The organism is Actinoplanes palleronii (assembly GCF_016862315.1).
Lineage (GTDB): Bacteria > Actinomycetota > Actinomycetes > Mycobacteriales > Micromonosporaceae > Actinoplanes > Actinoplanes palleronii.
Genome location: NZ_BOMS01000066.1, coordinates 1 through 18390, shown reverse-complemented (window position 1 = coordinate 18390; position 18390 = coordinate 1). Strand labels below are relative to the sequence as shown.

Here is an 18390-nt window from a genome sequence, read left to right as displayed (position 1 = left end):
AAAGGTCAGATGGAGATCCAGCCGGTCGCGAGCGCCGTGATGCCGGCGACGGCGCCGATCACCGAGACGGCGAGGATGACGAGTTCGCGGCCGGAGAACAGCCGCCGGCCCTGCTCCCGGCGGGCCAGCACGAACAGCAGCGTGGCCGGGGCGTAGACGATGAACGAGACGAGCAGGAACTTCGGCCCGGCCGCGAAGAGCAGGAAGATCGTGTACGCCACGGCGAGCACCCCCACGGTCAGCTCCCGCCCCCAGCCCCGTGGCTGCTCGCGGTAGGTGTCCCGGGTGATGGCGAGCTTCAACGCGTACGCGGCGGCGAGCAGGAACGGGATCAGGCTCAGCGCGCTGGTCAGGTCGAGCGCGAAGTTGAACGCGTCCTCGGAGAAATACGTGACCACCAGGACCACCTGGATCAGGGCGGTGGTCAGCAGCAGCGCGGCGAACGGCACGTCACCGGCGGTGGTGCGGCGCAGGAACCGCGGCATGTCGTCGTCCTGGGCGGCCACGTAGAGCACCTCGGCGGCCATCAGCGTCCACGCCAGGTAGGCGCCGAGCACCGACACGATCAGTCCGATACTGACCAGGACCTTGCCCCACTCGCCGACGGCCGCCTCCAGCACCCCGCCCATCGAGGGCTGTCGCAGCGCGGCGATCTCGTCGCTGGGCAGGATGCCGTACGACACGATCGTCACCGACGCGAAGACCGCGAACACCGCGAGGAACCCGAGCACAGTGGCCCGGCCGACGTCCTGGCGGCGCTTGGCGTGCCGGGAGTAGACGCTGGCCCCCTCGACACCCAGGAACACGAAAACGGTGACCAGCATGGTGCCCTTGACCTGCTCGAACAGTGATCCCATACCGGTGCCGCCGCGCAGGTTGTCGGCGAACACGCCCGGGTCCAGGGCGAAGAGCGCGAGCAGCACGAAGACCAGGATCGGCACCACCTTGGCGATGGTGACGATCCGGTTGACCACCGCCGCGTCCTTGACACCGCGCTGGATCAGGTAGAAGAAGACCCACACGCCGACCGTCGACAGCACTATCGACAACCAGGTGTCGCCGTCGCCGAGTCCGGGAACGACCGCACCGACCGTCGACATGATCAGCACCCAGTAGGTCACGTTGCCCACACAGGCGCTGGCCCAGTACCCGAACGCGGAGAAGAACCCGAGATATTCACCGAAACCCGCTTTGGCGTACGCGTAGACGCCGGCGTCCAGGCCGGGCTTGCGTACCGCGAGGGTCTGGAAGACGAACGCCAGCATCAGCATGCCCGCGCCGGCGATGGTCCAGGCGATCAGTGCCCCGGCCACCCCGGTCTCCTGGGCGAAGCGACGCGGCAGCGAGAACACGCCGGCGCCGATCATCGACCCGACCACCATCGACGTCATGGTCAGGAAGCTCAGCTTCTGCACGGTCGACGCGGGCGGTGCGGTGTCGGTTCCGGCCACGGTGCTGTGCCTCTCTATCCGGGTGTCGCCACGGGCCTCTATCCGGGTGTCGCCACGGTCACGCCGGCCCGCTGCGGTGCGCCGGCCCGCTGGAATCCGACCTGGACCGTGTCGCCCGGCCGGTGCGCCTGCACCGCCACCAGCAGCTGGTCGGTGCTGGTCACCGCGACGTCGCCGACCTGGGTGATCACGTCGCCGGCCCGCAGCCCGCCCCGGGCGGCGCCGAGTCCGGGCAGCACCTGCTCGACGTAGGCGCCGCGCGGCAGCCCGGTCGACCGGGCCATCTCGTCGGTGACCGTCACGCTCAGCACGCCGAGCACCGGGTGCTCGGCGCGTCCGTTCTTGATCAGCTGGCCGGCGACCGACACGGCGAAGTCGATCGGGATGGCGAAGTTCAGGCCGATGCTGCCGCCGCCACCGTCCGGGGTCTGCGCCCCGGCCGAGTTGACGCCGACCTGCCGCCCCGCGCAGTCGGCGAGCGGGCCGCCGCTGTTACCCGGGTTGACCGCCGCGTCGGTCTGCACCGCGTTGATCAGCGCGGCCGGCTCCTCGCCCTGGCCGACGTCGACGTACCGGTTGAGCGCGCTGACCACGCCGGCGGTGATGGTGGCGCTCAGGCCGAGCGGCGAACCGGCCGCGACCACCGGCTGCCCGACCACCAGGGCCGAGGAGTCGCCGACGGTCACCGGGGTGAGCCGGGTCGAGCCCGGGTCGACACGGAGCACCGCGAGGTCGGTCGCCGGGTCCCGGCCCACTATCGTCGCGGCGACACCGGCCGGGCCGCGGGCGAAGTCGACGGTCACGGTGCCACCCGCCCCCGGCGCGACGACGTGGTCGTTGGTCAGGATGTTCCCGGCACTGTCGAGCACCGAGCCGGACCCGATCCCGCTGACGTCGCCGCGCCGCACGTGCACGGTCACCAGCGACGGGAACACCCGCGCGGCCACCCCGGCGACGTCACACGACCCGGCGCCGGCCGGCCCGGCCGACGCCGTCGTGGTGGTGGCCGGGTCGTCGTCGGCGATCAGCGCGCCCACGGCCCCACCGGCGCCGCCGGCGACCAGGGCCAGCCCGGCCGCCGCGGCGACGACCCGTCCCGTGCTGGCGTGCACGGGGGTTCCTCAGGCCGCGCCGAGCTCGGCGGCGAGTTCTCGCTCCTGCTCGTGCGTCAGCGACGTCTGCAGGACCTCGCCGCCGAACGGCCGCAGCGCGTCGAGGAACTTGTCCTCGGTCCGCTGCGCACTCATGATCACAACGGCGGACTTGCCCGGCGCCAGCAGCTCGTGCACCCGCTTGCGGAACGAGTCGTTGATCCCGGCCTTGCCGAGCTTGCCGAACAACGCCCCGAGCGCACCGCCGACCACCGCTCCGGCCACCGGCACCAGGAACAGGATCCCGAACAGCGCACCCCACAGCGCCCCGCCCGCCGCACCGGTCTTGACCAGATGCCCGGGCGTGTCGACGTGGCTCTTGCCCTCACTGTCCACATTCACCACCGCGAGCCCGGTCAGCTCCACGATGTGGTCCTTGTTCAGGTCGATGATCTGCTCGTAGGCCCGCACGGCGGTGTCGTGGTCGTCGTACCCAATGATGATCAAGTCAGACATGGTTCTCCCTCTCGCAATCGGCGCCCCGGAGCCTAGGCACCACCCACCCCGCCCCAGCTCATCCAGAGCGGATGATTGCCCCACCCGCCCCGGCTGGCGCTGACGGTCGTCTCGGGGCCGCGGACCCGGCCGTGAGCGCCAGCCGCCGGACCCTGGCTGGCTTCCAGGGGTGTCTCACGGCTCGTGAGACACCCCTGGCGACCAGCCGGCGGCCAGGTGGCGCAGGCGAGTCCAGTCCAGCTGCGGGGGCGGGGCGGGGACGCCCGGGCGGTCGCGCGGCACCCGGACCCGCAGCGCGCCGGGGCGGATCGCGCAGTGCACCGGCGTCGGCAGCAGCAGCGCCTCGCCGTCCACGCCGACCGGGACCTCGCCGGTGTCCGCGTCGACCACCGCGGAACGGGCCGCCCGCACGGTCAGCGCCCGGGCCCGGCCGCGCCGGCCGATCAGCCCGGCCGCGTCCATGGCGCCGCGGACGGTCACCGCGAGCACGCCCAGCTCGCCCCGGTCCAGCCGGGGCCGCTGGCCGGAGTCGGTGCGGTAGGCGTTGTTGCTGATCAGCACGGCCTGCGGCCCGGTCACCGTGGTCCCGTCCACGGTCAGCCGCAGCGGTTCCGCGCCGGCCAGCGCGGTGGGCAGCAGGTCGAGCGCGGTGCCCAGCTTGGCGTCCCGGTAGGCCGGGCTCTGCACCACGGCGGCGTAGGCGCCGAACGACGCGTTGTTGACGAACGTCCGGTCGCCGATCAGGCCCAGGTCGATCCGCACCTCCTCGCCGTCGGCGAGCGCGTCCAGGCAGGCCGCCGGGTTCTCCCGGTCCAGGCCCAGGTCCAGGGCGAAGTGGTTGCGGGTGCCCGCCGAGATCACCAGGAACGGCAGGCCGTGCTCGGCCGCGACCCCGGCCACCAGCGCCTGGGTGCCGTCGCCGCCGGCCACCCCGAGCAGGTCCGCGCCGTCGCGGATCGCGGCCCGGGCCACCTCGGCGACGTCGACCGCCGGTCCGTCCAGCAGGAACACCTCGGCGCCGAGGTCGCGGGCCCGTTCGTCCAGGTGGAACCGGCCGACCTTCCCGCCGCCCGAGCGCGGGTTCATGATCAGGTAGGGCCGGTGCGGCGGCGGGGTGACGACCGCGTCCGGCCCGCCGTCGGTCACCGCGAGTGCCCGCCGGCCGGCCGCGACCGCGCCCGCCCAGAGCAGGCCGAACAGCACCACCACCCAGATCAGCCGGGCTCGCGCGTAGAGCACCGCCACCACCAGCGGGGCGAGCACCACGATCAGCCCGGCCACCCAGCGCAGCAGCCCGCGGTGGGTGAGGAACCACCAGGCCGCGGCCAGGGTCACCGCGCTGCCCAGGACGGCGGTCAGCAGCAGCGCCAGGCTGCCGCCCAGCCCGGCAGCCGCGAGGACCAGCACGGTCGCGGCCGCGGCGGCGACGAACGCGAGGCGGGCGAGCCAGGGCCGGCTCGGGTTGAGGTCGGTCATGGCGTCCAGCGTCGCGGGTGGCCGGGGCGGCGGCCTCACTCCGGCGGGATGAGGTGGCGCCGGGATCTCTGGTGGAGCGTGGCAGCGAGCCGCGGCGTCCCCGCGGCATCGGGAGGAGAGGAGGGCCGACTGTGTCGACTCCAGCGGTCGGCAAACGGCTGCGGCACCCGGCCGAGATGCCGTTCTACGTGTTCATGGTGGTGCTCAACCTGGTCATCATCTGGCTGATCCTGCAGGCCGCGATCACCCTGCCGGTGCTGCCGGAGCGGCTGCGCGACGGGGCCTGGGGCACCGCGGTGCGCAGCGCGTTCCTCGGGCTGTTGCTGCTGATCCCGGCCCTGGTGGTGATCCGCGAGACGCAGCGTGCCTCGGTGCGCGGCAGCGCGGTCCAGCTGAGCCGGCACCAGTGGGGCGACCTGTACCGCACCGCGGACGACTTCGCGCACCGGCTCGGCCTGCCCCGCCGGCCGACGATCTACCTGGCCAACGGCAACGGCACGCTCAACGCGTTCGCCGCTCAGGCCACCGGCCACGACTACGTGGTGCTGGCCAACGAGCTGTTCGTCAATCTGCGGCAGAACAACCGGGACGGGCTGCGGTTCATCCTGGGCCACGAGATGGGCCACATCCGGCTGCATCACGTCTCGCTGTGGTACCAGCTCTCGGTCGCCTATTCGGAACGGATCCCGCTGCTCGGCCCGGCCCTGTCCCGGCTGCGGGAGTACTCCTGCGACCGGCACGGCGCACACCTGTGCCCGTCCGGCGCGAGCGGTCTGGTGCTGCTGACCTCCGGGCGGCACACCGAGCACACCACCGACCTGGAGCAGCTGCTGCGGCAGGGCCGGGCACTGCGCGGCTTCTGGGTGGGTCTGGCCCAGCTGCCGCGGTCGCACCCGTTCACCGTGCGGCGGATCGAGCGGCTCTTCCAGCTCGGGCTGCTGCACGCCGGAGTCCCGGAACGTTCCGCGAAAGAAGACTTCGCGACATAGGAGTCAGCCAATGAAAAACCAGGAGGGAGCGAGCGATGCCGGATGCCACCTACCAGGTGCGGGTCTCCGGAGAGCTTCCGGCCGAGCTGCTGGCCGAGCTGCACGACCTGACCGTCAGCGTGGAACCGCCGGAGACCGTGCTGCACGGAAGCCTGCCGGATCAGTCCGCCGTGGTCGGGTTGATCTCCCGGATCCACGGGCTGGGTCTGCGGTTGATCGAGGTTCGCCGCCTGCCGGCGGATGATTCTCCGGCCGGATGAGACCCCGATCCGGGTACGGCCTGGTCCTGTGCCTGATCGTGGGCACATACCTGCTGGCCCTGGTCGCCGAGCGGCGCTGGATGGTGACCGTCCTGCTGGCGGTGCAGACCGCCACGGTGTGGCAGTCACTGCGGGTCTCCGGCGCCCGCCCGGCGCTGCGGCTGGCCGGCGCGGGGGTGTTCGCGCTCGCGCTGACCGCCGCAGTGATCAACCTGGTCGCCCGCGGGCAGCCGCTGACCGCTGTGGCGTTCTCCGCGGCCAGCGCGCTGTACCTGCTGGCACCGTTCTCGATCGTCCGGGACCTGGGCCGCCGGGACCGGGTCGACGCGCAGACGATGCTCGGGGCGCTGGCGGCGTACCTGCTGATCGGGATGGCGTTCGGGTTCGCCTACGCGTGCGTGGCGGCGTGGCAGCCCGGCCCGCTGTTCGGTGAGGGCGGTGATCCGCCGCTGTCCCAGGCGCTGTTCTTCAGCTTCGTCACGGTGACCACCACCGGGTACGGCGACCTGGTCCCGGCCGGCAACCCGGCGCAGACGATCGCCGTCGTCGAGGCGCTCACCGGCCAGCTGTTCCTGGTCACCGCGGTGGCCAAGGTCGTCGAGAACTGGCGTCCGCGGAACTGGCGTCGCGGCTCATCCACCGGGGATGACGCGGCCGCGCCGGACGTCCGGTGAGCATGCCGCTCATCGATGAGATCTGGAGGAAAGAACATGTCGGAAACACAGCAGAGAGCCAATTTCGCGGACGAGGAGCCGTACAACCCGTCCAGTGCCCCGCCGCCCAGCGCCTGGGTCGGCATGGTGGTGTTCGCCGGCGTCATGCTGCTGCTGATGGGCGGCTTCCAGGCGATCGAGGGCATCGTCGCCCTGGTCCGTGACGACTACTACTTGACCACCCGTTCCGGGCTGGTGCTGACGTTCGACTACACCACCTGGGGCTGGACCCACCTGCTGATCGGGGTGATCGCGCTGCTCACCGGTGTCGGTGTGCTCCTCGGCCAGATGTGGGCCCGGGTGGTCGGCATCATCATCGCGGTGCTGGGCGCGCTGGCGAACCTGATGTTCCTGCCCGCCTACCCGATCTGGGCCACCATCATGATCGCCACCGACGTACTGATCATCTATGCCCTGGCCGCGCACGGCCGTGAGGTCCGGTCCCGCTGACCGGGACCCTGTCAGGAGAGGCGGCCCAGATGGTCCGCAAGACAGGATGGCTGAGCCTGACGGCCGGGGTGTTCGCCCTGGTCCTGGGGATCGTCGCGTTCGCCTGGCCCTCGGCCACGCTCAAGGTGGTCGGGTTCCTGTTCGGACTGAACCTGCTGATCGTGGGGGTGATCCGGATCCTGCAGTTCGTGTTCACCCCGGAGGCGCCGGTGGCCGGCCGGGTGCTCGGGGTCATCTTCGGGGTGCTGGTCGGGCTGCTCGGCATCCTGTGCCTGCGCAACCTGGCCGGCTCGGTGACGCTGCTGCTGGTCATCGTGGCGCTGGGTTGGCTGCTCGAAGGCCTTGCCGAAATCTTCACGAGCGTCGGTGACGGCGGCGCGGGCGGCGGGGCGCGGATCGCGCTGGGGCTGGTCGCGGTGCTCGGCGCGGTCGCGGTGCTGGTCTGGCCGGGGCTGGGGCTGGCCACGTTCGTGTTCATCGGCGCGACGACACTGTGCTTCGTCGGTATCGCCGGCATCTTCGCCGGTGTCGCCGGCCTGCGGGCCCGGCCGGCCTGACCCGCACAGCAACAGGGCCCGGCGCTGACCAGCGCCGGGCCCTGTTGCTGTTTATTTCTGGTAGCTCTGCAGGAAGAGCGCCTCGGCCAGGGCCAGATCGGCGATCTCGCGCGGGTCGACGCTCTCGTTCGGGGCGTGGATCAGCGCGTGCGGCTCCTCCACCCCGATCAGCATGATCTCGGCGTCCGGGTAGGTGTCGGCGAACACCGTGCACAGCGGGATCGACCCGCCCTGACCGAGCGTCGTCATCTCCCGCCCGTACGACTCGCGCATCGCCGCGGCGAGGGTCCGGTACGCCGGCCCGCCGGTGCGCGCCTCGAACGGCTGCCCCAGCGCCTCCGGCAGGACGTCCACCCGGACACCCCAGGGCGCCACCGCGTGCAGGTGCGTGATCAGCGCGTCCTGGGCCTTGGTCGCGTCGACGCCGGGCGGGACCCGCAGGTTGAGCCGGGCCCGGGCGTGCGGCTGGATGGCCGCGGCCGAGCCGACCACCGGCGGGCAGTCGATGCCGAGCACGGTCACCGCGGGCCGGGCCCAGACCATGTCCGACACCGATCCGTCGCCGAGCAGGCCCACGCCGTCGAGCAGGCCGATGTCCGAGCGGAACTGCTCGGGCGGGTACGGCCCGCCGCTCCAGAACTGATCGTGCTCGAGCCCCGCGACGGTGGTGTTGCCGGCCCGGTCCCGCAGCGTGGCCAGGATCTGGATCAGCGCTGCCAGGGCGTCCGGTGCGGCGCCGCCGAACATGCCGGAGTGCAGCTCGTTGCGCAGCGCCTCGACCGTGACCACCACGTTGACCATGCCGCGCAGCGTCACCGTGGCGGCCGGCACCCCGACCGCCGCGTTACCGGTGTCGCAGACCAGGATCGCGTCGGCGCGCAGCAGGTCCGGGTGGCGGACCACGAAGTCCTCCAGCCCGCCGGTGCCCTGCTCCTCGGAGCCCTCGACGATCAGTTTGAGGTGCACCGGCAGCGGGCCGGGACCCAGCGCCCGCAGCGCGGTCAGGTGCATCACGATGTTGCCCTTGCAGTCGGCGGCGCCCCGGCCGTACCAGCGGCCACCGGACTCGGTGAGCTGGAACGGCGGGGTCCGCCAGGCGTCCTCGTCCAGTGGTGGCTGCACGTCGTAGTGCGCGTAGAGCAGCACGGTCGGCGCGTCCGGGTCGCTGCCCGGGCGTTCGCCGTAGACCGCGTGGCTGCCGTCGCTGGTCTCGTGCAGGCCGAGCCGGGTGAAGCCGGCCTCGGCGAAGTTGTCCACCACCCAGTTCGCCGCCCGCAGGCACTCCTCGGGCGGGAACTGCCGCGGGTCGGCCACCGAGCGGATCGCCACCAGGTGGGCCAGGTCGTCGTGGGCCCGCGGCATGAGCGCGGCGATGTCGTCACGAAGCGCCATGTCACGCGTCCTTCAGATCGTTGATCACGTCCTGGAAGGCGTCCACGTACTGCGGGCAGTACACCTTCATGATCAGAAGCTGGCCCTGCATGAGGTTGTTGTCGACCAGCACCGGGCGCTGCCCGGGGCCGGCCGCGCCGTTGGTGAGCATCCCGTAGAGCGTGCTGCGGCGCAGCGCGTCGGTCGGGTCGGCGCAGATCGCGCCGCCGTCGTCACCGAGCACCCGGACGAGCTGGTCCCGGGTCGGCACCCGCAGGCCGGCCGTGGCCAGCGCGGTCTGCAACTGCTCGGCCTTCGCGATCGCCTGCTCGGTCTCCTTCTTGCCGTGGTAGGAGACCAGGGCGACAGTGCCGAGCACGATGAACAGCACGCCGGCGACGAGGTAGACGATCCGGTTCTTCACGAGGCCTCCTTCCAGGACGGTTTGCGCAGGCGGTAGAAGAGGTACGGCACCAGCAGGCCGAGGCCGAGCGCCCCGCCCGCGACGATCGCCAGGTACACGCCGACGCTGCCGCCGCCGAACTGCGACGACGGGACGAAGCCGATCAGCAGGGCGGCCAGTGAGGCGGCGAAGCCCACCCCGCACAGGGCGGTGAGCATCGGGGCCCGGTAACCGCGCGGGTGGTCCGGCTGGTTGCGGCGCAGGCGTACGGCGGCCACGAACATCAGCAGGTACATGATCAGATAGACCTGCGTGGTGATCACCGAGAAGATCCAGTACACGCTCGACACGTCCGGGATGAACGCGTACGCCAGCGCGATGACCGTGGTGACCAGACCCTGGGTGACCAGGATGTTCTGCTGCACGCCGTGCTTGTTGAGCCGTTGCAGGAACGGCGGCAGGTAACCCTCCTGGCGGGAGATCAGCAGCAGCCCGCGGGACGGACCGGCCAGCCAGGTGAGCATGCCGCCCAGCGACGCGGCGACCAGCATGACACCGAGAATCGGGGTCAGCCACTGCGAGTCGAACGCGGCGAACACCGCGTCGAACGCCTGCATCACCCCGGCGGTCAGCGATAGCTGATCGGCCGGCACGATCCAGCTGATCGCCAGCGCGGGCAGGATGAAGATCAGCAGGACCAGGCCCATGGCCATGAACATCGCGCGCGGGAACTCGCGGCCGGGCTTGCGCAGCGAGGAGACGTGCACGGCGTTCATCTCCATGCCCGAGTAGGACAGGAAGTTGTTCACGATCAGCACCAGGCTGGACAGCCCGGCCCAGGCCGGCAGCAGGTGACTCGCGGTCATCGGCGCGGCCGACTCGTGGCCCTGGCCCAGGAACGCGATGCCCAGGATCACCAGCAGCGCGCCCGGCACCAGCGTGCCGATGATCAGGCCGCCGCTGGCCAGACCGGCCACCCCGCTGGTGCCGCGGGACGACACCCAGACCCCGGCCCAGTAACAGACCATGATCACGATGGCGGTCCAGACACCGCTGGACGCCAGGTCCGGGTTGATCACGTAGGCCAAGGTGCTGGCCACGAAGCCGAGCAGGCTGGGGTAGTAGAAGATGGTCATCGCGAACTGGCACCACACGGCCAGGAAGCCCATCGGCTTGGACAGGCCCTCGCTGACCCAGTTGTAGACACCGCCGCTCCAGCCGGACGCCAGCTCCGCGGAGACCAGCGCGGTCGGCAGCAGGAACACGATGGCCGGCACGACGTAGAGGAAGATGCTGGCCAGGCCGTAGACGGCCATCGTCGGCGACGGGCGGAGGCTGGCCACCGAACTGGTGGTCATCAGGGCCAGCGCGACCCAGGAGATGTAGGCGACCGTGCGCTTGGGTTGCGGTGGCGCCGTCGCTTCGTTTTCCGCCTCAGCGCTCATATCGTCCCTTTCGGATAGGTGAGACTCCGGCGGAATCATCGGTGGGCTCCGATGCCGGGCGCCTCATCCGTGGGGGGCGGTTCGGATCCAGCCGGCCGCCGTACCAGGCGCTCGCGACGGCGGTGGCGCAGCCGAGGACCTCCAGCAGCAGCACACCGGGCGCGACGACGCGGTCGCCGCTGCGCACCCGGACCAGGGCCAGCACCGCGAACGCGACGAGCACGCCCATGTCGAGCAGCAGGATCAGCGCCCGGCGCGGGTCGCCGACGGCGTCGACGCTGCCGGCCACCGCGGCGAGGACGCCGCCGAGCAGACCGGCGAGCACGTTCCAGAACGCCAGGGTGCCGACCAGCGTGGGCGCACCGAGCTGGGTCGCCAGATCGAGCAGGGCGGCCACCGTGAAGAAACCGAGCGGGAACATCAGCAGCAGCGGCTGGACCGGGTTGCCACCGAGACGGAGACGGCTCTGCATGACCTCTGAGCCTGCGCCCGGCCGGTCCGCGGAGCGTCACCCCGTACGGATGAATCGTCCGACCGATGCGGCGCCGACCAGCATGCCGACCGCGATCGCGACCAGCAGCGCCACCATGTCGGCCACCCCGGTCACCCCCTGGATCGGGTCCCCGCCGATCCAGCTCTCCAGCCCGCGCAGCCCGTGCGACCCCGGCGTGAGCACGTAGAACGCGCCCAGGTAGAGCACGTACGCCGGTGGCAGCCCGGGCCGGCGGCCGAGCAGCAACGCGGTCACCGTCATCACGATCGCGCCCAGGAACGTGCCGGCCGGGTCGCCGGCCGCGCGGGTGCCGGCCGCGGTCACCGCCGCGGTCAGCAGCACCAGCCCGAGCGCCCACGGGAAGTCCCGCACGGACATCGAGAACGTCAGCATCACTCCGATCGCGAACAGCACCCAGCCGCCCCACACCTCGAGCGGACCGAGCGTGCCCGGCACGGTCACGTCGAACAGCGCGCTCTGCGGCACCCGCAGCAGCACCGTCGCGATCAGCGCGCCGAACGCCAGCACCAGCAGCACCACCACGCTGTAGACCAGCCGGGCGGCGCCCGCGGTCATCCGGTTCGCGGCCAGCTCGAGCGCGGCGGCGCTGATCGCGTCGCCGGGGATGAAGTAGAACAGCGCCGGCACGATCAACTGGATCGGCCCACCGGCGATCAGGTCGTGCCGTTGCAGGGTCAGCACCACCATCGTGACCAGCAGCGACGCCAGGAACGGCTCGATCAGGGCGAGTCGCCGGTGGCCGCCGCCGGCCACCACCAGCAGCCCGATCAGCAGGCCGGTCAGCGCGGACACACCGACCTGCTGCCAGGTGGCCTGCACCGAGACGCCGAAGCCGACGGTGAAGCAGACCAGCCCGAGCACCTGCCAGGGCTTCGACCAGCGCGGCGGCAGTGCGCGGATCGCGGCCAGCCGCCCGGCGGCCTCGGCGGCGGGCAGCCCCTGGCGGATCTCGGCGAGCAGCCGCTTGGTCCGGGTGACCTGGTGCAGCGGCGGCACGCCGGGCTCGCGGGCGAACGACAGCGTGCGCTCGCCGACCGACAGCAGCGCCGCGTCGGCCAGGAACGTCGTCTCCACGGTGTGCCCGTACCGTCCGGCCACCTCCCGGACGATCGCCTCGCACCGCATCGTGCCCTCGAAACTGGAGCTGAGCAGCCACTCGGTCAGCGGCCCGAGCAGCGCGAGGAGCTCCTTCTCGGTGGTCATCGGGCCAGGGCGCGGTAGATCGGGTGCCCGCAGAGCACCCCGAGCGCGATCGCCACCATCGAGCCGGTCGCGCCGATCAGGTCCTGTACGCCGCGGACGGCGTCCTGGCCGAGGTACTCGGTCAACCCGATCAGGGTCAGCGCACCGGGCACCAGCAGCCAGAACCCCGGCAGGAACGAGACCAGCGCGGGCGGGCCGGAGGGCAGGCGTTCCACCAGGTACGCGACCACGGTCAGGACCAGCCCGCCGACGAACCCGCTCAGGTATCCGCCGAGCACCAGGTTGCCCAGGTACTGGCCGGCCCATCCGGCGTAGAGCACCAGCAGCAACCAGCCGAGCGACCGGCGTGGCCCGGCGAGCAGCAGGAAGTCGCCGATGCCCACGACCAGCGGACCCAGCCACGGCGCCCAGCCACCCACGGTGCCGGCCGCGGCACCGCTCTCCGGCGCCGGCACGCCGGCGACGTGCGCCGCGCCGACGATCCCGAAGGCGAGCAGGAGAAGCTGCAGGCCGCCGGCGACCAGGCGGCTGGAACCGGCGACCATTTCGTACGCGGACAGCTCCACCACGCCCATGGTCAGCATCGCCCCGGGCAGGAACGTCACCAGCGGCGCCACCATGGCCCGCAGGTCGGTGCCCGCCCAGCCCACGCCGGACAGCAGGAACGTCGCCGACGAGACCACGAACGCGGCGACCACCGGCATGATCATCTGTACGCTGGCCCAGCGCGCGCCGACCAGCCGCAGCACACCGATCAGCACCCCGAACATCCCGGCCAGCAGCACGTCGGCCCAGGTCGGCACGAGTAGCAGGCAGACGCCGGCGGTCAGCACGGCGTGCCCGAACACCCGGGTCACCGCGCCGAACCGGGGTGGCATCCGCACCGCGGCGAGCACCTGGCGGACACCCTCGGCGGGGGACACCTCGCCGCGTTCGGCGGCCCGGAGCACGTCGTACACCGCGGTGGTCTGGTCCAGCCGCAGCCCGCCGCGCAGGGCCCGGGTCGGTTCCAGCGTGGCCGGGCGGCCCGGCTCCAGGGACAGCACCACGTAGGTGGGCAGCACGCTGACCCGGGCCTGCGGGGCGCCGTAGGCCGCGGCCACCCGCAGCAGCCGTTCCTCGATCTGGTTGACCGCCTCACCGGCGGCGGTGAGCGCGCTGCCCAGGAACAGCAGGAGTTGCTGCAGGTCCTTTTCGTCCGGTGGGGTGTGCGACACGGTCGATTCGGCCATGGTGTCCGAAGGTAGGGGAGCCGGGCGGCCCGGCGATTCATCCGGCGCGAGCGATGCCCGGGCCCGGCATCGCCGGAAAGCTGGCTGCCATCGAGCCCAACCCCCTCAGGAGCGGCCCATGGCGGCGATCGACTCATCGAAGCAGGACAGCCGGGCCGCGGGGCTCGGCGTGTTGCTGGCGGCCTGCGTCTCCGCGCTGGTGGTGAACGCCAACACGTCCGCGGTGACCATCCTGCTCCCGGCGATCAGCCAGGACACCGGCGCGCCGGTGGACACCCTGCAGTGGGCGGTGACCGGATACATGCTGGTCGGCGCGGCGGTGATCGTCACCTCGGGCGCGCTCGGCGACGTCTTCGGCCGGCGCCGGATCTTCCTGGCCGGGCTGGTGCTGTTCGTGATCTCCTGCGTGCTGATCGCCTTCTCCACCGGCGCCGCCGGGGTGATCGGCGGCCGGATGATCCAGGGCGCGGCCGGCTCGACCATCCTGGCCTGCGGGATGAGCCTGCTCTCGGTGGACTCGGCCGGGGCCGGGCAGCTGCGGGCGATCACGCTCTGGGGCGCGGCGTCGGCGGTCGGCGCCGCGGCCGGGCCGCTGATCGGCGGGGTGCTGGTCGGTGTCACCGGCTGGCAGGGACTGTTCTGGATCGACGCGGCGATCGCGGCCCTGTGCGTGCCGCTGACCCTGCGCACCGTGCGGGAGTCCCGCGACCCGGACCGGCCCCGGGAGATCGACGTGCTCGGCACGGTGCTGGTCGCGGTGGCGCTGGTCCCGCTGGTGCTCGCGCTCAGCGAGAGCGGCACCTGGGGCTGGCTCTCCTTCCCGACGATCGCCTGCCTGCTGCTCGCGGTGATGGGCGGCGTCGGCTTCGTGATCGCCGAGCGGCACGCCACCACGCCCCTCGTCGATCTGGCGTTGCTGCGCAACCGGGTGCTGGTCGGCGCGACCCTGGCGATCCTGCTGGTGGCCGGTGTGATCAACGCGCTGATGTACCTGCTCAGCCTGTACTTCCAGAACCCGGACGGCTTCGGGATGAGCGCACTGGAGGCCGGGCTGGCCACCCTCCCGGCGGCGGCCGCCATGATCGCGATCACCCCGCTGATCACCCCGCTGGCCGTGAAGATCGGCGCTCGGGCCGCCGTCGCGATCGGGTTCGGTCTGGCCACCGTCGGGTTCGCGGCGCTGGTGTTCGTCGACCCGTCGTGGTCCTACGGCGCGTTCGTGCTGCCGCTGATCGTGCTCTCGGTCGGCCTCGGCCTGGCCAACGGCCCGGCGTCGTCGGCGTCCACGGCGGCCGTCGACCCCGACCAGGTCGGTCAGGCCTCCGGCATCTCCAACATGGCCCGGTACGTGGGCGGATCACTCGCGGTCGCCGCCGCTGCCACGGTCTCCACCGCGGTCAGCTCCGGCCGGGCCGCCGACGGTGAACCGGCCGACGCCGTGCTCGCCGCCGGACTGGCCGGTGGCGCCCTGCTGATGACGCTCATGTCGGCCGCCGGGGTGGCCCTGGTCCTGCTGCTGCGGCGGCACCGGTCCGAGCCTGCCACCCCGTTGCACCTGGCCGCGGCCGCTGCGGTCACCAGCCACACCATCCCGACCCGGCCCACCGGAGGTGCCTGATGGCCCCGTTCACCAGCAAGGACTTCACCCAGCGGATGGAGCGGGCGGTGGCCCAGGCGGGGGAGGCCGGGCTCACCGGCCTGCTCGTCACCCCGGGCCCCGACCTGACCTACTTCACCGGCTACCGGCCGACCGCGATCACCGAGCGGCTCACCGTGCTGGTGCTGGACCGCGACCACGAGCCACGGCTGATCGTCCCGGTCCTGGAACGGCCGGACGCGGCCGCGGCGCCCGGAGCGCCAGCGGTCACCCTCAGCGGCTGGGCGGACGGCGCCGACCCGTACGCCACCGCGGCCCGGCTGCTCGACCCGGTCGGGCGCTACGCGATCTCCGACTCGGCGTGGGCCCTGCATCTGCTCGGCCTGCAGCAGGCGCTGCCCGGAACGTCGTACACGTCGATGACCGCGACGCTGCCGATGCTGCGAGCGATCAAGGACCCGGACGAGGTGGAACGCCTCGCGGCGGCCGGCGCGGCCGCGGACGCCGCCTATCTGGACATCCTCGGCGTGCCGTTCGCGGGCCGTACCGAGCGCGCGGTCGGCGCCGACCTGGCCCACCTGCTCCGCGAGCACGGCCACTCCCAGGTCGATTTCACCGTGGTCGGCTCCGGCCCGAACGGCGCGAACCCGCACCACGAGATGGGCGACCGGGTGATCCAGCGCGGCGACATGGTGGTGCTGGACTTCGGCGGTCTCAAGGACGGGTACGGCTCGGACACCACCCGTACCGTGCACGTCGGCGCGCCCACCGCGGAGGAGCTGGAGATCTTCGACGTGGTGCGGCGGGCGCAGCAGGCCGCGTTCGAGGCGGTCCGCCCCGGCGTGACGTGCCAGGAGATCGACCGGACGGCCCGGCAGGTGATCGAGGCCGACGGCTACGGCGAGTACTTCATCCACCGGACCGGCCACGGGATCGGCCTGACCACCCACGAGCCGCCGTACGTGGTGGAGGGGGAGCGGCAGGCGCTGCTGCCCGGTATGTGCTTCTCCATCGAGCCGGGGGTCTACCTGCCGGGCCGTCTCGGCATCCGGATCGAGGACATCGTGACGGTCACCGAGACCGGCGGCCGTCGCCTCAACAACACGCCCCGCGACCTGCACATCGTCGCCTGAGTCTGCCTTCCGTTCGACACGTCGCGGGCCGATGGGGGTCGCTCGCGGCGTGCGGGGTGCCGGCCGCCGCGTCCGTTCTCGTTCCGGCCGGCACCCCGCCCCACCCGGCCCGCACGGCCGCGATAGTGAGGAGAGTCCATGAAGTCCCTGCGAGGGTTGCGGGTCGCCGCGGCGCTGCTGCTGGCCGCCGGGGCGCTGGCCGCCTGTGGCGGGGAGGGCGACCAGGAGGGGCTGCCGACGACGCGCCCGTCCATCGAGGTCTCGCTGGAGCGGACCACCCGGCCGACACCTGCCGACGACGAGACCACCACCCGCACCGAGCCGACCCGTACCCAGGAGCCGACTCGTACCCAGGAGCCGACCCGGACCCAGGAACCCACCCGGACCGAGGAGCCCACCCGGACCCAGGAACCCACCCGGACCGAGGAGCCCACCCGGACGCAGGAACCGACGCCGACCGAGGAGCCCACCCGGGCCCAGGAACCGACACCGACCGACGAACCGACCCGGACCGACGAGCCCACCAGCGCGGTGGCGGCCGTACCGGTCGCCGACGACGACAGCGGCATCGGGGCCTGGGGCTGGCTGCTCCTGCTCGGGCTGCTCACCGCGCTGCTGGCGTTGCTGCTGAACGCGCGCTCCCGCCGGTTCGCCGGCTGGGACGCCGAGGCCCGGGGGCTGTCCGGAGAGACCCGCGCCGGGATCGGGATCCGCCTTCCCCGGGTGCTGACCGCGCCGGACGCCGGGCAGCGCGGCCTGGCCTGGCCGCCGGCCCGCGACGACCTCGCCGCGGTCGAGGTCCGCTGGGCCGCGCTCGCCGAGCGCGCGCCGGACGCCGAACGCCAGGCGTATGCGAGCCAGCTCGCGACCATGCTGGAAGACCTGGTCATCGCGGTCGACGCGGAGAACGAGGCGGTCGCCGCCGGCCGTGACTGGCGCCTGCTGCGCCCCCGGGTCGACGCGATCCTGGCCGCCCTGAACGCCGCCCTGGAGCCGGGCCCCGCGCCGGCCCCCGCCGCGGCCACCGCCTCGGTCCCGGCCGACACCACCTCGGCCGGCGCCCCACCGCCGCCGCCTGGCACGCCGCCCACCGCTCCGCCGCCGCCTGGCACGCCGACGCCGCCCGGCACGCCGGCCCCGCCGCCCCGGCTGAACGAATACGGCGAGCCCCTCGACGACGACTGATGGACGTCAATCCCCGGAGCGGCCCCAGAAGTAGATCTCGGCCAGCACCCGGTCCATGTCCAGGATCGACGGGCCGGTCAGGCCCGGCGCCGCAGCACCCGCACGCTGTGCGCGGTCGTGGGCACGCTCTCCTTGGCCTCGGCAGTGGAGCCGGAGCCGGCAGCGGAGCCGGAGCCGCTCGGCGCGGAGGCCAGCAGCGGATCGGCGGTGTCCACCACGGTCTGCCAGCGCTCGCCGTACCCGGCGTGCGGCAGGGTGAAGATAACGTCCTGCGCCGACGCGTTGAACAGCATCAGGAACGAGTCGTCCGCGATCCGCTCACCGAGCGCGTCCACCTCCCGGATGCCCTCCCCGTTGAGGAACACCGCGAGGGTACGAACGTCCACCGCGTCCCAGTCACTTTCGGACATCGGCTCCCCGTCCACGCGCAGCCAGGCGATCCCGGGCAGGTGTGCGTCCCCGGCCGGCGCGTCGGTGAAGAACCGCCGGCGCCGGAAGATCGGGTGCTCGGCCCGCAGCCGGGTCAGGCCCCGGGTGAACGCGGTCAGCACGTCGTGCTGCTCGCCGGCCGTCCAGTCCACCCAGCTGAGCTCGTTGTCCTGGGCGTACACGTTGTTGTTGCCCTGCTGGGTACGGTCGCGCTCGTCGCCGTGTGCCAGCATCGGCACGCCCTGGCTGAGCAGCAGCGTGGCGAGGAAGTTCCGCTTCTGCCGGTCGCGCAGCGCGGTGATCGCCGGGTCGTCGGTCGGCCCCTCGGCGCCGCAGTTCCAGGACCGGTTGTGGCTCTCGCCGTCCCGGTTCTCC

The 18390-nt window shown here is 72.5% G+C and carries 18 protein-coding genes and 1 pseudogene; 8 read left to right on the top strand and 11 right to left on the bottom strand.

All coding sequences use genetic code 11. The annotated features are described in order from the left end of the window. Positions 1-5 precede the first annotated feature (5 nt). The 4 genes from Apa02nite_RS23000 to Apa02nite_RS22985 all read right to left on the bottom strand — a co-directional run bounded on the left by Apa02nite_RS23000 (position 6) and on the right by Apa02nite_RS22985 (position 4534). Positions 6-1451 carry a basic amino acid/polyamine antiporter gene (locus Apa02nite_RS23000; RefSeq protein WP_239164496.1) on the bottom strand — a complete coding sequence of 482 codons (1446 nt, stop codon included), beginning with the start codon at positions 1449-1451 and terminating at the stop codon, positions 6-8. 38 nt (positions 1452-1489) lie between these two features. Continuing rightward, positions 1490-2563 carry a S1C family serine protease gene (locus Apa02nite_RS22995; protein ID WP_203826827.1) on the bottom strand — a complete coding sequence of 358 codons (1074 nt, stop codon included), beginning with the start codon at positions 2561-2563 and terminating at the stop codon, positions 1490-1492. Positions 2564-2572: 9 nt separating this feature from the next. After that, positions 2573-3058 (bottom strand): DUF1269 domain-containing protein, encoded by a 486-nt coding sequence (locus Apa02nite_RS22990; protein WP_203826826.1) that lies wholly within the window; start codon positions 3056-3058, stop codon positions 2573-2575. Positions 3059-3232: 174 nt separating this feature from the next. Further along, positions 3233-4534: a diacylglycerol/lipid kinase family protein gene (locus Apa02nite_RS22985; RefSeq protein WP_203826825.1), complete on the bottom strand. Its 1302-nt coding sequence runs from the start codon at positions 4532-4534 to the stop codon at positions 3233-3235. Positions 4535-4665: 131 nt separating this feature from the next. Between Apa02nite_RS22985 and Apa02nite_RS22980 the strand changes: the two genes are divergently transcribed. From Apa02nite_RS22980 to Apa02nite_RS22960, 5 genes are read left to right on the top strand one after another with little or no spacing between them, the layout of a single operon-like run. Continuing rightward, a complete protein-coding gene (locus tag Apa02nite_RS22980; RefSeq protein WP_239164495.1) occupies positions 4666-5523 on the top strand; it encodes a M48 family metallopeptidase in 858 nt (285 codons plus the stop codon). Positions 5524-5558: 35 nt separating this feature from the next. Beyond that, positions 5559-5783 carry a DUF8691 family protein gene (locus tag Apa02nite_RS22975; RefSeq protein ID WP_067699206.1) on the top strand — a complete coding sequence of 75 codons (225 nt, stop codon included), beginning with the start codon at positions 5559-5561 and terminating at the stop codon, positions 5781-5783. Further along, positions 5780-6457: a potassium channel family protein gene (locus tag Apa02nite_RS22970; protein ID WP_067699204.1), complete on the top strand. Its 678-nt coding sequence runs from the start codon at positions 5780-5782 to the stop codon at positions 6455-6457. Before Apa02nite_RS22975 ends, Apa02nite_RS22970 begins: the two co-directional genes overlap by 4 nt. Positions 6458-6493: 36 nt before the next feature. Continuing rightward, a complete protein-coding gene (locus Apa02nite_RS22965) occupies positions 6494-6946 on the top strand; it encodes a DUF7144 family membrane protein (protein ID WP_067699202.1) in 453 nt (150 codons plus the stop codon). Positions 6947-6975: 29 nt separating this feature from the next. Further along, a complete protein-coding gene (locus tag Apa02nite_RS22960; protein WP_203826824.1) occupies positions 6976-7503 on the top strand; it encodes an HdeD family acid-resistance protein in 528 nt (175 codons plus the stop codon). A gap of 51 nt (positions 7504-7554) precedes the next feature. Here Apa02nite_RS22960 and Apa02nite_RS22955 read toward each other — a convergent pair whose 3' ends face one another. The 6 genes from Apa02nite_RS22955 to Apa02nite_RS22930 are packed head-to-tail and all read right to left on the bottom strand — an operon-like array spanning position 7555 to position 13671. After that, positions 7555-8895, bottom strand: a complete 1341-nt coding sequence (locus tag Apa02nite_RS22955) for a dipeptidase (protein WP_067699198.1) — start codon at positions 8893-8895, stop codon at positions 7555-7557. A gap of 1 nt (position 8896) precedes the next feature. Next, a complete protein-coding gene (locus tag Apa02nite_RS22950; protein ID WP_083972037.1) occupies positions 8897-9298 on the bottom strand; it encodes a hypothetical protein in 402 nt (133 codons plus the stop codon). Further along, on the bottom strand, positions 9295-10722 hold the full coding sequence (gene gadC, locus Apa02nite_RS22945) for a glutamate/gamma-aminobutyrate antiporter GadC (protein ID WP_203826823.1): 1428 nt from the start codon (positions 10720-10722) through the stop codon (positions 9295-9297). The genes Apa02nite_RS22950 and gadC overlap by 4 nt, the downstream gene beginning before the upstream one ends. Beyond that, entirely contained in the window at positions 10712-11194 is a 483-nt protein-coding gene (locus Apa02nite_RS22940; RefSeq protein ID WP_203826822.1) for a DUF2231 domain-containing protein, read from the bottom strand. The genes gadC and Apa02nite_RS22940 overlap by 11 nt, the downstream gene beginning before the upstream one ends. Positions 11195-11230: 36 nt before the next feature. Further along, positions 11231-12439, bottom strand: coding sequence for a threonine/serine exporter family protein (locus Apa02nite_RS22935; protein ID WP_203826821.1), 1209 nt, complete (start codon positions 12437-12439; stop codon positions 11231-11233). Then, positions 12436-13671: a threonine/serine exporter family protein gene (locus Apa02nite_RS22930; RefSeq protein ID WP_067699190.1), complete on the bottom strand. Its 1236-nt coding sequence runs from the start codon at positions 13669-13671 to the stop codon at positions 12436-12438. The genes Apa02nite_RS22935 and Apa02nite_RS22930 overlap by 4 nt, the downstream gene beginning before the upstream one ends. 118 nt (positions 13672-13789) lie before the next feature. Between Apa02nite_RS22930 and Apa02nite_RS22925 the strand changes: the two genes are divergently transcribed. The 3 genes from Apa02nite_RS22925 (at position 13790) to Apa02nite_RS51145 (ending at position 17586) form a co-directional block, all read left to right on the top strand. Continuing rightward, entirely contained in the window at positions 13790-15289 is a 1500-nt protein-coding gene (locus Apa02nite_RS22925; RefSeq protein ID WP_203826820.1) for an MFS transporter, read from the top strand. Then, positions 15289-16401 (top strand): M24 family metallopeptidase, encoded by a 1113-nt coding sequence (locus Apa02nite_RS22920; protein ID WP_203826819.1) that lies wholly within the window; start codon positions 15289-15291, stop codon positions 16399-16401. Before Apa02nite_RS22925 ends, Apa02nite_RS22920 begins: the two co-directional genes overlap by 1 nt. 138 nt (positions 16402-16539) lie before the next feature. Beyond that, positions 16540-17586 carry a hypothetical protein gene (locus tag Apa02nite_RS51145; protein ID WP_239164494.1) on the top strand — a complete coding sequence of 349 codons (1047 nt, stop codon included), beginning with the start codon at positions 16540-16542 and terminating at the stop codon, positions 17584-17586. Between the two features lie 77 nt (positions 17587-17663). On the opposite strand, the pseudogene Apa02nite_RS22905 reads toward Apa02nite_RS51145, so the two are convergent. Continuing rightward, positions 17664-18390: pseudogene (locus tag Apa02nite_RS22905) on the bottom strand (glycogen debranching enzyme); the annotation flags it as partial.